Origin of the sequence: Solwaraspora sp. WMMA2059 (assembly GCF_027497315.1) — a bacterium.
Taxonomy (GTDB): Bacteria; Actinomycetota; Actinomycetes; order Mycobacteriales; family Micromonosporaceae; genus Micromonospora_E.
The window spans coordinates 3,807,315-3,819,711 of sequence record NZ_CP114908.1 but is presented as its reverse complement, the minus strand read 5'-3'; the positions used below and the strand labels follow the sequence as shown (position 1 = coordinate 3,819,711).

Sequence of the window (12,397 nt, the reverse complement as noted above, 5' to 3'; positions counted from 1 at the left end):
CTGGCGCCGCCACGCTATCGTCCCTCCCGACACTCGCCGCCCCCGCGGCGACCCGATCGGGAGGAACGTGCGTGCTGGAGGATCTGCTCACCGGAGCTTGGCAGAGCATCGTCTTCGGAGCGGTCGGCGTCGCTCTGATGGCGGCCGGCTTCGTGGTGGTCGACTGGCTCACCCCTGGGAAGTTGCGCGAGCTGATCTGGGTTCAGCGCAACGGCAACGCGGCGCTGCTGCTCGCCGCCAACCAGCTCGGCGTCGCCGGCATCGTCTTCACCGCGATCCTGACGAGCTACCCGTCGTTCACCAAAGGGCTCGCCTCGACAGTCCTCTTCGGACTGATCGGGCTCGGCATCATGGCGTTGGCCTTCGCCGTGCTCGACTGGCTGACCCCCGGCCGGCTCGGCGCGGTGGTCTGCTCCGACGAGCCGCACCCCGCCGCCCGGGTCAGCGCCGCGTCGCACTTCGGCGCCGCCCTGATCGTCTGCGCCTGCATCGCCTGAGCCGGCTCGTCGTCCCCGGCCGCCGCCGGCCGGCGCGAAGACGATCCTGGCGCCGGAGCAACCCCGCGAAGGGCGTTCCGGCGCCAGGACCTTTCGGGGGCGGGATCGGGTCAGGTGCCGTCCGGCGACTCGGCGGCGTTCGGCTCCTCGTCCGTACCGCCCATCGGGCCGCCACGGCCCGGACCACCGCCGCGTCCGGGGCCGGCGAGCACCCCTTCCTCGTACGCCTTGAGCGCCGCGTCGGCCTCGGCCCGGGTGAGCTTCCCATCGGCGACCGCCGCGTCGAGCCGCTCCTGCAGCGCGGCCTGCCGGTCGGCCGTCCCCTCCGGCCGATCTCCGCGTTCGGGCCGGTCGCCGGCCCGCTCCTCACGGACCTTCTCCAGGGCGGCGGTGACGTCGTCGGCGGAGACGCCGAGTTCCGCGGCCAGCGCCTCAGCCAACTCGGTCGTCTTCGCCGCCCGGCGCTCCTCGCCGGTCGATCCGTCGGCGCTGGCACTTGCACTCGGCTCGGCGCCCTCCTGCGCGAAGGCGATGGTCGGCGCCGCGATCCCGACGCTGAGCACGCCCGCCGCAGCCAGGCCGGCGAGCGCCCGCTTCCTCGTGATCCTTCTGGACAAGTCGACCTCCGGATGTCGTCTCGGTGTGGTGCGATGACCTGACCGACGGTGCCCGGCCGCCCTCAACGCAACCCGTGCCGAAGCTGTCAGTGGGCTGAGAGTCCGGCCAGCTCAGGTCAGCGCACGGCGGGGGAGACCGTGAGGGTGCCGGCGGCGGCGTCGAGGGTGGCTGGTACGCCGAGGCCGACGGTGCGTGGGGTCTGCCCGTGCCCGAGCGGCAGCCCACCGAGCACCGGTACACCGAGGTCGCCCAGCCGCTCGCCCAGCACCTGCGCGACGTCCACCCCGTGCCGGTCGGCACAGTCGGTGAACTGGCCGACCGCGACCCCGGCCAGGTGCTCCAGCGCACCGGCCCGGCGCAGCTGGGTGAGCAGCCGGTCCACCCGGTACGGCGGCTCACCGATCTCCTCGATCAGCAGGATCGCCCCGGTCAGGTCCGGCAGGTCGGCGGTGCCCACCGAGGCCGCGAGCACGGTCAGGTTGCCGCCGAGCAGGGTGCCGTCGGCCCGACCCGGCACCAGCACCGCCGCGCCGGCCTCGTCCGGCGACCGGGTGAGCACCGTCGGCACCGGCTCCATCAGCGCCCGGCGCAGCGACCCGGCGGACACCGCCGGGGTCCGCTCGTCGTCCCATGCCGCCACCGGCCCGTGCAGCGTCGCCAACCGGGCACCCCGCCACAGCGCCAGGTGCAGCGCGGTGATGTCCGAGTAGCCGCAGACCACCTTCGGATCCCGGCGTACCGCCGCCATGTCCAGCAGGTCCACCACCCGCTGGGTGCCGTAGCCGCCCCGGGCGCAGACGACGCCCCGTACCGCCGGATCGGCGAACGCCTCGGCGAGATCGGCGGCCCGCTGCCGGTCGGTGCCGGCCAGGAAACCGTGCCGGCCCAGCGCGTGCCGGCCCAACCGGGGCCGCAGGCCCCAGGCAGCCAGCACGGCCATCCCCCGCTCGACCGGCTCCGCTGCGACCGGCCCACCCGGGGCCACGATCCGGACCTCGTCACCGGGTCGCAGCGCGGGCGGGTGCAGCGTCGGAGCGCCAGGTCGGACCGGCTCAGCCGCTGGGGAACGCGGCTCGCCACCTCGGCGGTCGGCCGGTCGCGGGTCGGTCACCGGCGCGAGACTACGCGAGGTTCCCGGTCCGAGCGAGCAGATCTGGTCCCGGTCCGAGCGAGCAGATTTTACGAGTACGCAACCGCGAGCACGCAGGCACCACCTACGGTCACCGCCCCGGCCGATTGGATAGCCTCGACACGTGGGCAGCGCTCTGGTGATCGAGAACGACCCGACCGACGACCTGCGACGGCTGGGGGAGTGGCTCGCCGAAGCCGGCCTGCCGATCGAGGTGTGCCGCCCGTACGCCGACGACCCGGTCCCGGCCGACCTGGCCGACCGACCGGCGGTGATCGTCCTCGGTGGCCGTCCGTCCGCAGTCGGTCCGGACCCGGCCGCCAGCTGGCTGCCTGCGGTCGAAGGGCTGCTGCGCAAGGCCGTCCGCCACCGGATCCCGACCCTCGGCATCGGGCTCGGTGCCCACCTGCTCGCCACCGCGCACGCCGGCACCGTCGAACGCAGCGCCGCCGGCCCGGAGATCGGGCCCGCGCTGGTCGGCAAGCGCGACGCCGCCGCCACCGACCCGCTGTTCCGGTTTGTGCCCCTCGCACCCGACGTGCTGCAGTGGCACGTCGACGAGATCACCGAGCTGCCCCACGGCGCGGTGCTGCTCGCCGCCTCCACGCACTACCCCCACCAGGCATTCCGCCTCGGTGACCGGGCCTGGGGGCTGCAGTTCCACATCGAGTGCGACCGGGACATGGTCAGCACCTGGGCGGCTGGGTCCACCATCCTGACCGAGCTGCGCCTGCCCGCCGACGTGGTCGTCGACGCCTGCGTCGAGGTGCTCGGTGACATCGAGGAGGTCTGGCAACCGTTCGCCGTCCGGTTCGCCGCGCTCGCCCTCGGCCAGCTGCCCGACTCGGACATCCCCCGGACCCTTCCGCTGCTCGGCAGTTAGGCCCCCGATGACCAGACCGACCAGTGCCACCGGCCGGCTCGCCCGGTACGGCTTCGACGTCAGCGGTACAGACACCGTCCGGGCCGCCGACCTGCTCGGCCCCGACGGGCTCGGGTTGTGGCAGGTGCAGGCGCAGCAGCCGGTCGACCCGCCGGCCGCCGAACTGTTGACCGCGCTGTCCCGGGCCGCCGACCCCGATCTGGCGCTGCGTCAGCTGCACCGGCTCGTCGAGGCGCAGCGGCGCGACGCCGCCACCGGCAACGACGACACCGGCAACGGCACCGGTGGCGCCGGTGCCGGCGGGTCGCCGGTGCTCGACGCCCTGCACGCCGACCCGGGGCTACGTCGGCGGCTGATCGCCGTCCTCGGTGCCTCGTCCAGTCTCGGCGACCATCTGGTCGCCAACCCGGACCAGTGGTCGGTGCTCGCCACCGAGAACGGAGTGGCCCCCGCCGCCGACGGTGTCCTCGACGTCGCCCCGGCCATCACCGATGCCGACGCCGCGTCGACCCCGCTGGTCGGCGCGGCGGCAGTCACCGCGCTGCGCCGGGCGTACCGGTTGGCCCTACTGCGGATCGCGGCGGCCGACCTGACCGGCGGGCGGTGTCTCGAACAGACCATGGCGGCGTTGTCCGCGCTGGCCGACGCGACCCTGTCCGCCGCGTACGCCATCGCCGTCGCCGAGCTGCCCGACGGCAGCGATCCGCCCGGCCTCGCCGTGGTGGCGATGGGCAAGTGCGGCGGCGACGAGCTGAACTACGTCTCCGACGTGGACGTGATCTTCGTCGCCGCCGACGACGCCGACCTGACGGTCGCCACCACCGTCGCCACCCGGTTGATCCACATCTGCGGGTTGGTGGCCTGGCCGGTGGACGCCGCACTGCGCCCGGAAGGCAACCGGGGGCCGTTGGTCCGTACCCTCGCCAGCCACCTCGCCTACTACCAGCGGTGGGCCCGGACCTGGGAGTTCCAGGCGTTACTCAAGGCCCGGCCGGCGGCCGGCGACCGTGACCTCGCGCAGGAGTGGATTCGGCTGCTGTCGCCGCTGGTCTGGCACGCCGCCGAGCGTCCGGAGGCGGTCGAGGACGTGCGGGCCATGCGCCGCCGGATCATCGAGAACGTCCCGCCCCGCGAGCTGGAACGCGAGATCAAACGCGGCCCCGGCGGGCTGCGCGACATCGAGTTCGCCGTCCAGCTGCTGCAGCTGGTGCATGGTCGGGTCGACGAGACGCTGCGGGCCCCCGGCACGCTGCCCACCCTGCGGGCCCTGGTCGCCGGCGGGTACGTCGGCCGCGCCGACGGCGAGGCGTTGCTGCGTGGCTACCGGTTCCTGCGCGGTGTCGAGCACCGGCTGCAACTGCAGGGGCTGCGCCGTACCCACACCGTGCCGGCCGACCCGGTGGCGCTGCGCTGGCTCGCCCAGGCCCTCGGCTACGCCTCGACCCCCGAAACCGACGTCGTCGAGGCGTTCCGGGCCGACTGGGTCAGTCACGCCACCGAGGTACGCCGCCTGCATGCCAAACTGCTCTACCGGCCGCTGCTCGAATCCGTCGCCCGGGTGCCGGCCGAGTCGCTGCGGATGACCCCGCAGGCCGCCCGGCGTCGGCTCGAGGTGCTGGGCTTCGCCGACCCGGCCGGGGCGCTGCGGCACCTGGAGGCCCTCACCGGCGGCGTCTCCCGGACCGCCGCCATCCAGCGCACGTTGCTACCGGTGCTGCTGCAGGAGTTCGCCGACGCCCCCCAGCCGGACCGAGGGCTGCTGAGCTACCGGCAGGTGTCCGACAAGCTCGGCAGCACCCCCTGGTATCTGCGGCTGCTGCGCGACGAAGGCCTGGTAGCCGGCCGGCTCGCCCGCACTCTCGGGCTGTCCCGGTACGCAGCCGACCTGCTGGCCCGCGAGCCCGAGGCGCTGCGGATGCTGGCGTCCGACGCCGAGCTCACCCCGCGCGACGCGGCGGTGCTGCGCACCGGCTTCGACGCCGCCGCGGCCCGCCACCTCGGCAGCGGTGGCGGCGAGCCGCCGGATCCGGTCCAGGCGGTCCGCGCCGTGCGGGCCCTGCGCCGCCGCGAACTGCTCCGGCTGGCCTGCGCCGACGTGCTCAACCGGGCCGGCGCTCTGGCCCCGGCCCGGGAGGCCCGGGGCCGGCTCGAAGTGGCCGCCGTCGGTGCCGGGCTGTCCGCCGTGGCCGACGCCACGCTCGCCGCCGCGCTGCGGGTCGCGGTCGAGACCGTGCCGCCGCCGGGCGGTCTGCGGTTCGCGATCATCGGCATGGGCCGCCTCGGCGGGTACGAGATGAGCTACTCCTCCGACGCCGACGTGCTCTTCGTCTACGACCCGCCGCCCGGCCTCGCCGACGACGAGGCCAGCGCGGCCGCCCGCGCGGTCGCCGAGGAGCTGCGCCGACTGCTCGGCATGCCGGCCCCCGACCCGCCGCTCGGGGTGGACGCCGACCTGCGCCCCGAGGGCCGGCAGGGGCCGCTGGTGCGCAGCCTCGCGGCGTACGCCCAGTACTACGCCCGGTGGGCGAAGGTGTGGGAGGCGCAGGCGCTGCTGCGGGCCCGGTTCGTCTGCGGCGACCCGTCGCTGGGCGAGGAGTTCGTCGCCGTCGCCGACCCGGTCCGCTACCCGGCCGGCGGGTTGAGCCGGGAGCAGGTCGTCGAGATCCGCCGGATCAAGGCCCGGGTGGAGACCGAACGACTGCCGCGCGGCGCCGACCCGGCCACCCATACCAAGCTCGGCCGGGGCGGGCTCGCCGACGTCGAATGGGCGGTGCAGCTGACCCAGCTGCGGCACGGGCACGCGGTGCCGGCGCTGCGTGACACCCGTACCCTGGTCGCGCTGGCTGCGGCCCGTGACGCCGACCTGGTCGACCGGGCCGACGCGACCGCGCTGCGCGACGGTTGGGTCCTCGCCTCCCGGGTCCGCGACGCGTTGATGCTGGTCCGGGGCCGGGCCACCGACCAGCTGCCCCGGCACGGTGCCGAGCTGGCCGGGGTGGTCCGGTTGCTCGGCGGCACCGACCCCGGCCAGTTCCTAGACGACTACCTGCGGACCGCCCGCCGCTGCCGGGCCGCGGCGGAGCGGGTCCTCGGTGCCTGACCGCTGCGGCGAGCCCGGGACGCGGTACCACCTCATCCGCTACGTCGGCCTGGCCGGCGCGGTCGCCCTCGCGGTCGCCGCCGGCCTGGGCGGCGCGCTGCCCGAACCACCGGCCGCCGGCTGGGCGGTCTTCACCAGCGGAACCGGCGTGCTCAGCGTGCTCGCCTGGGCCGCCGGCACCGGCGCGATGACGTGGGCCTGGTGGTCGGCCCAGCACGGCGTGCCGTCGGTACAGTGGGCGTTGACCACCGTCGGCCTCTGGGTGGTGCCGCTGCTGGTGGCACCGCCGCTGGGCAGCCGGGATGCCTACTCGTACGCCTGCCAGGGCTGGATCCTGCGCGACGGCGGCGACCCGTACGCCGGGGTGACCGGGCAGGGCTGTCCCTGGGTCGACGCGGTCGCCCCGCTGTGGCGCGACACCCCGGCCCCGTACGGGCCGCTGTTCGTCTGGCTCGCCGGGCTGGCGGTGGCGGTCGGTGCCGGCCTGACCGGCGCCCTGCTGGCGTTGCGGTTGACCGCCGTGGCCGGGCTGGTGCTGGTGGCGGTTGCGCTGCCCGGCCTGGCCGCCAGGTGCGGCCTGCCGGCCGGCCGGGCGCTGTGGTTGACCGTCGGCTGCCCGGTGGTGCTCATCCACCTGGTGTCGGGGGCGCACAACGACGCGTTGATGGTCGGCCTGCTGGTCGCGGCGCTGTGGGTGATCGCCGCCGGATCGGCCCGCCGGCCCGCGATGGCGGCCGTCGCCGGCGGGCTGCTGCTCGGGCTGGCCGTCGCGGTGAAGGCGACCGCGCTGGTGGTGGTGCCGTTCGCGGCGGCACTCGCGGTGGCCGGGCCGCGCCGCCCGGCCGCCCTGGTGCGGGCCGGGGCGCTGGTGGTGGCGGGGGTGGTCGGCGCGGTCACAGCCACCACCGTGCTGTCCGGGCTCGGCCTGGGCTGGGTGGACGGGCTGACCCACAGCGGCGACTCGCGGCAGTGGATTTCGCCGCCGACCGCCGTCGGGCTGCTGATCGACTACCTGGGGCGGCTGTTCGGGGTGCGACTGGACGCGGTCGGGCCGGCCCGCGCGGTGGGCCTGGCGCTGCTCGCCGGCTTCCTGATGTGGCTGTGGTGGCGGGTGTGGCGTGGCGGTGGACCGTTGGCCGGCTGGCGGGGCCCGGACAGTCGTGCCGTGCCGGTGGCGGACTCCGTCGGCCCACCGCAGACCTGGGACCGGGGGACCGTGGTGTTCGGGGCGGGGCTGGCGTTGGCCGCCACGGTGCTTGCCGCGCCGGTCGTCTACCCGTGGTACCTCAGCTGGCCGTTGGCGCTGCTGGCCGGTGCCGCGTACCGCACCGGGTGGTTTCTGGTGCCGGTGGCGGTCGCCGGTTTCCTGGTCCTGCCGGACGGCACGGGGGTCGCCGCGCTCACCAAGGCGCCGGGCACGGTCGCCATGTGCGCCCTGATCGTGGTGCTGGTGGTGCGGGCGGTCCGGTCCGCCCGGCGCCCCGGGGCGAGCTGACGGGCGGCTGGAGGAGGTCCGGGCAACGAAACGGCGGTGGGGGCGAGCCGAGGCCCGCCCCCACCGCCGTCGCCCACTGCTGGACCGGCGCGGCCGGAATCAGCAGTCGAAGTACATCGCGAACTCGTGCGGGGTCGGCCGCAGGCGGACCGGGTCGACCTCGTTGGACCGCTTCCAGTCGACCCAGGTGGAGATGAGGTCCGGCGTGAAGACCCCACCCTCGAGCAGGAAGTCGTGGTCGGCCTCCAGCGAGTCCAGCACGGCCGGCAGCGAACCCGGCACCTGCTTGACGTTGCCCCACTCCTCCGGCGGCAGGTCGTACAGGTCCTTGTCGATCGGCGTCGGCGGCTCGATCTTGCTCTTGATGCCGTCCAGGCCGGCCATCAGCATGGCGGAGAAGGCCAGGTAGACGTTCGCCGACGGATCCGGCACCCGGAACTCGACCCGCTTGGCCTTGGCGTTGCTGCCGGTGACCGGGATCCGGGTACAGGCGGACCGGTTGCGCTGCGAGTACACCAGGTTGACCGGTGCTTCGAAGCCCGGCACCAGTCGACGGTAGGAGTTGACCGTCGGGTTGGTGAAGGCCAGCAGCGACGGCGCGTGGTGCAGCAGACCGCCGATGTACCAGCGGGCGGTGTCCGACAGGCCGGCGTAGCCGGTCTCGTCGTAGAACAGCGGCTCGCCGTTGAGCCAGAGGCTCTGGTGGGTGTGCATGCCGGAGCCGTTGTCGCCGAACAGCGGCTTCGGCATGAAGGTCGCGGTCTTGCCGCTGGCCCAGGCGGTGTTCTTGACGATGTACTTGAACAGCTGCAGCTGGTCGCCGGCGTGCAGCAGGGTGGAGAACTTGTAGTTGATCTCGGCCTGGCCGGCGGTGCCGACCTCGTGGTGCGACCGCTCCACGGTGAAGCCGGTGTCGATCAGCTTGCGGACGATCTTGTCACGCAGGTCGGCGTAGTGGTCGACCGGCGGCACCGGGAAGTAGCCGCCCTTGTAGTTGGTCTTGTACCCGCGGTTGCCGCCCTCTTCCTCGCGACCGCTGTTCCACCAGCCCTCGATCGAGTCGATGTAGTAGTAGGCCTGGTTCGCGGAGGTCTCGTGGCGGATCGAGTCGAAGATGTAGAACTCCGCCTCGGGTCCGAAGTAGGCGGTGTCGGCGATGCCGCTCGCCGCCAGGTAGGCCTCCGCCTTCTTGGCCACGTTACGCGGGTCCCGGGAGTACGCCTCCCGGGTGAACGGGTCGTGGATGAAGAAGTTGAGCGCCAGCGTCTTCTCGATCCGGAACGGGTCGATGAATGCGGTGGCGACATCCGGCAGCAGCAGCATGTCCGACTCGTGGATCGCCTGGAAACCACGGATCGAAGACCCGTCGAAGGCGAGGCCGGTGGTGAAAATGTCCTCGTCGACCGACTCGACCGGCAAGTTGAAGTGCTGCATCACGCCGGGCAGGTCACAGAAGCGTACGTCGACGAATTTCACGCCCTCGTCTTTGAGGTACCGCAGTAGTTCCTCGGGATTGGCGAACACACGTCCTCCTGGCACGTCGCACTGATGGCTATGCTGGTCGCGACGCTATGGCCGCGGAGTTGCCCCACCGTGTCTCTAATGTTTCCGCCGTGTTACGTCCCCTGCGGAGCGTGATCCCGACCAATCGTCCCCCGCAGGATACGGCAGATGGCCCAGGCTAGTCTGGCCGTTCGTGGGTATCGGAAGGGGGAGCAGCGTGGCGGCTAGCGCAAATGCGGCTGCGGGTGGGGCGACGGACGGTCCGGCGGGGTCGGGTGCCAAGGTGTCCAGCCTGCTTCGCCGCACCGGTGCCCTAGTGATTGACTGGCTACTCTGTGTGCTTATCTCCAGCCTGTTTGCCGACCCGGCCCGGTCCGGCTGGCCACCGGTAGTCGTGCTGATCGCCGAGTACGGCATCTTCCTCGGGCTGTTCGCCCAGACCCCGGGAATGTGGCTGGCCCGGATCCGGTGTGTCTCGGCCGCCGACGGCGGCCGGATCGGCGTACCCCGGGCACTGCTGCGCGGACTGCTGCTGGCCCTGGTGATCCCGCCGCTGGTGATGGACGAGCGGCGACGCGGCCTGCACGACCGGGCCGCCGGCTCGGTCGTCGTCGCCGTCCCCAGCTGACCCACGACCGCAACCGCCCGGCCCGGCCCACCGCACCGCCCGGCCCACCGCACCGCGCCGTCATTGCGGCGACCGGCGGTCAGCGGCCCCGGGTCTGCCGGAAAGCGCCCTTCGGCGGTCGCATGTTCTTCGGAATGGCGCCCTTGGGTAACTGCGGCCGGGCCGACAACGCGGTCAGCCGCTTGTCCAACGCGTTGACGTCCTTGCCGGTCAGGTTGCGCGGCAAGCGCATCAGCGTCGTACGCATCCTGCGGATCGACAACTCGCCCTCGTCGGTGCCGATCACGTAGTCGTACAGCGGCGCACTGCCGATCACCTTCGCCAGCCGCCGCTTCTCCTGACCGAGCAACCCCCGGACCCGCTGCGGGTTGCCCTCGGCGAGCAGGATCACCCCGGGCCGCCCGATCACCAGATGGACCATGTCCATCTGGGTGGTCGAACTGACCGCCGGCGTCACCCGCCAGTCACCGCGCATGTTCTCCAGCAGCGAGGCCGCCGCACCCGGCTGGCCCTCGGCGACGTTCATCATCGCCGTGTTGGACCGCAGGTTCAGCACGATCAGTACGGCGAGCAGCGCCACCAGGATGCCGACCGGCAGCCACATCCACCCCAGCTTCAGCGTCACCGGCACGGTGATCGCCAGCGGCAGCACGACGGCGGCCACCGCCAGCGGGACGAACCACTTGTCGCGCTTGGCGGTGAACGAGAACACCATGCCGATCTGCTTCAGCCGCTGGCCGAACGACACCTTCTCCTGGGGTTTCGCCATGCGAGGCAGTCTAGTTGCCGGGGGCGAAGCCGTTCACCGGGCGGTCAGCCGGCCAGCGGCTGGGCCTCGCGCTGGCGCAGCGCCTGCTGGTAGAGCCGGCCGGCGCGGTACGACGAACGCACCAGCGGGCCGCTCATCACCCCGGAGAAGCCGATCCGCTCGGCCTCCTCGCGCAGCTCGACGAACTCCTCCGGCTTGACCCAGCGCTGCACCGGGTGATGCCGTGGCGTCGGGCGCAGATACTGGGTGATGGTGATCAGCTCGCACCCGGCGGCGTGCAGATCGCGCAGCGCCTGCGACACCTCGGAGCGCTCCTCGCCGAGGCCGAGGATCAGGTTGGACTTGGCCACCAGGCCGGCCGTGCGGGCCCGGGTGAGCACGTCGAGCGAGCGCTCGTACCGGAAGGCCGGCCGGATCCGCTTGAAGATCCGGGGCACCGTCTCGACGTTGTGAGCGAGCACCTCCGGTCGGGCGGCGAACACCTCGTCGAGCTGGCCGGCGTCGCCGTTGAAATCCGGGATCAGCAACTCGACGCCGCAGCCGGGCTGCAGCGCGTGAATCTGCCGGACGGTCTCGGCGTACAGCCAGGCACCCCCGTCGGGCAGGTCGTCGCGGGCCACCCCGGTGACCGTGGCGTAGCGCAGACCCATCGCCGCGACCGACTCGCCGACCCGGCGGGGCTCGTCGGCGTCGAACTCGGCCGGTTTGCCGGTGTCGATCTGACAGAAGTCGCAGCGCCGGGTGCACTGGTCCCCACCGATGAGGAAGGTGGCTTCCCGGTCCTCCCAACACTCGTAGATGTTGGGGCAGCCGGCCTCCTGACAGACGGTGTGCAACCCTTCCCGTTGCACCAGCCCGCGCAGCTCGGTGAACTCCGGCCCCATCCTGGCCTTGACCTTGATCCACGGGGGTTTGCGCTCGATCGGGGTCTCGGCGTTGCGGACCTCCAGGCGCAGCAGGCGTCGTCCCTCCGGAGCAATGGTCACCCTTGCCAGCCTACGCCGGCCGGTGCCCGCTCGGGCGGCCAGGCGACCGTGCGGCCACCGCTCACCGGGTGAGTTGGCTCACCCGAGGCATCGATCGGCCGGCGGACCCGAGAGCGGTCGGCTCAGCCGAGCGTGGGCAGGTGGCGCTCGACGACCGGCAGCACCTCGGCGACGGTCACCGGCCGGCCGAGCTCGGCGCTCAGCGAGGTGACACCGACGTCGCGCAGACCGCACGGCACGATCCGGTCATACGCCGTCAGGTCCGGGTCGCAGTTGATCGCGAAACCGTGCTGGGTGACCCCGCGGGCGACCCGGATGCCGATCGCCGCCACCTTGCGGGCCGGTCCACGGTCGTCGGCCGGCACCCAGACCCCGCTGTGGTTCGGCCCGTCGAGGCGGGTGGCGGCCAGCCCGAATTCGGCGCAGACGTCGATCAGCAGTTGCTCGACCCGGCGTACGTAGGCGACCACGTCGATCGGCTCCGACAACCGGACGATGGGGTAGCCGACCAACTGCCCCGGGCCGTGCCAGGTGATCTTGCCGCCCCGGTCGACGTCCACCACCGGGGTGCCGTCGACCGGGCGGTCCCACGGCTCGGTGCGCTTGCCAGCCGTGTAGACACTCGGGTGCTCCAGCAGGAGCACGGTGTCCGGCTCCTCGCCGGCGACCACGGCGGCGTGCAGTCGACGCTGCTCCGCCCAGGCGGTCTGGTAGTCGACGACGCCGGCTCGGACCCCGCGCAGGCGGGAAATGATGCTGGTCACGTCGTCCAGCCTAGTCCGCTACCGG

General features: G+C 73.2%; 11 protein-coding genes. 5 read left to right on the top strand and 6 right to left on the bottom strand.

Features of this window, described 5'->3' with window-relative positions; genetic code table 11:
* The first annotated feature begins 71 nt into the window (after positions 1 to 71).
* Positions 72 to 497 carry a DUF350 domain-containing protein gene (locus O7553_RS17370; RefSeq protein WP_281550787.1) on the top strand — a complete coding sequence of 142 codons (426 nt, stop codon included), beginning with the start codon at positions 72 to 74 and terminating at the stop codon, positions 495 to 497.
* Between the two features lie 110 nt (positions 498 to 607).
* Here O7553_RS17370 and O7553_RS17365 read toward each other — a convergent pair whose 3' ends face one another.
* A complete protein-coding gene (locus O7553_RS17365) occupies positions 608 to 1,114 on the bottom strand; it encodes a hypothetical protein (RefSeq protein WP_281550786.1) in 507 nt (168 codons plus the stop codon).
* A 116-nt stretch (positions 1,115 to 1,230) separates the two neighbouring features.
* Positions 1,231 to 2,142, bottom strand: coding sequence for an LD-carboxypeptidase (locus O7553_RS17360; protein ID WP_281555644.1), 912 nt, complete (start codon positions 2,140 to 2,142; stop codon positions 1,231 to 1,233).
* Positions 2,143 to 2,368: 226 nt separating this feature from the next.
* Here O7553_RS17360 and O7553_RS17355 point away from each other — a divergent pair, with 226 nt between their 5' ends.
* Genes O7553_RS17355 through mptB form a run of 3 tightly spaced genes read left to right on the top strand, consistent with a single transcriptional unit; the run spans position 2,369 to position 7,722 of the window.
* The gene (locus O7553_RS17355) at positions 2,369 to 3,127 is read left to right on the top strand and encodes a type 1 glutamine amidotransferase (RefSeq protein ID WP_281550785.1); all 759 of its coding nucleotides are present in this window, start codon (positions 2,369 to 2,371) and stop codon (positions 3,125 to 3,127) included.
* 7 nt (positions 3,128 to 3,134) lie between these two features.
* Entirely contained in the window at positions 3,135 to 6,227 is a 3,093-nt protein-coding gene (locus O7553_RS17350) for a bifunctional [glutamine synthetase] adenylyltransferase/[glutamine synthetase]-adenylyl-L-tyrosine phosphorylase (RefSeq protein WP_281550784.1), read from the top strand.
* Positions 6,220 to 7,722: a polyprenol phosphomannose-dependent alpha 1,6 mannosyltransferase MptB gene (gene mptB, locus O7553_RS17345; RefSeq protein ID WP_281550783.1), complete on the top strand. Its 1,503-nt coding sequence runs from the start codon at positions 6,220 to 6,222 to the stop codon at positions 7,720 to 7,722. The genes O7553_RS17350 and mptB overlap by 8 nt, the downstream gene beginning before the upstream one ends.
* A 99-nt stretch (positions 7,723 to 7,821) precedes the next feature.
* Here the strand turns inward: mptB and glnA are convergent, their stop codons facing one another.
* Positions 7,822 to 9,246: a type I glutamate--ammonia ligase gene (glnA, locus tag O7553_RS17340; protein WP_281550782.1), complete on the bottom strand. Its 1,425-nt coding sequence runs from the start codon at positions 9,244 to 9,246 to the stop codon at positions 7,822 to 7,824.
* A 262-nt stretch (positions 9,247 to 9,508) separates the two neighbouring features.
* On the opposite strand from glnA, the gene O7553_RS17335 reads away from it, so the two are divergent.
* On the top strand, positions 9,509 to 9,853 hold the full coding sequence (locus tag O7553_RS17335) for an RDD family protein (protein ID WP_281550781.1): 345 nt from the start codon (positions 9,509 to 9,511) through the stop codon (positions 9,851 to 9,853).
* 79 nt (positions 9,854 to 9,932) lie between these two features.
* Here O7553_RS17335 and O7553_RS17330 read toward each other — a convergent pair whose 3' ends face one another.
* From O7553_RS17330 to lipB, 3 genes are all read right to left on the bottom strand, one after another.
* On the bottom strand, positions 9,933 to 10,622 hold the full coding sequence (locus tag O7553_RS17330; RefSeq protein WP_281550780.1) for a DUF4191 domain-containing protein: 690 nt from the start codon (positions 10,620 to 10,622) through the stop codon (positions 9,933 to 9,935).
* Between the two features lie 44 nt (positions 10,623 to 10,666).
* A complete protein-coding gene (lipA, locus tag O7553_RS17325; RefSeq protein WP_281550779.1) occupies positions 10,667 to 11,608 on the bottom strand; it encodes a lipoyl synthase in 942 nt (313 codons plus the stop codon).
* A 122-nt stretch (positions 11,609 to 11,730) separates the two neighbouring features.
* Entirely contained in the window at positions 11,731 to 12,372 is a 642-nt protein-coding gene (gene lipB, locus O7553_RS17320; RefSeq protein WP_281550778.1) for a lipoyl(octanoyl) transferase LipB, read from the bottom strand.
* Positions 12,373 to 12,397: the final 25 nt, after the last annotated feature.

Bases quoted from the DNA above. Each gene is read 5' to 3' on its own strand.
- O7553_RS17330 (WP_281550780.1), bottom strand. From the start codon at position 10,622: ATGGCGAAACCCCAGGAGAAGGTGTCGTTCGGCCAGCGGCTGAAGCAG.
- O7553_RS17350 (WP_281550784.1), top strand. From the start codon at position 3,135: ATGACCAGACCGACCAGTGCCACCGGCCGGCTCGCCCGGTACGGCTTC.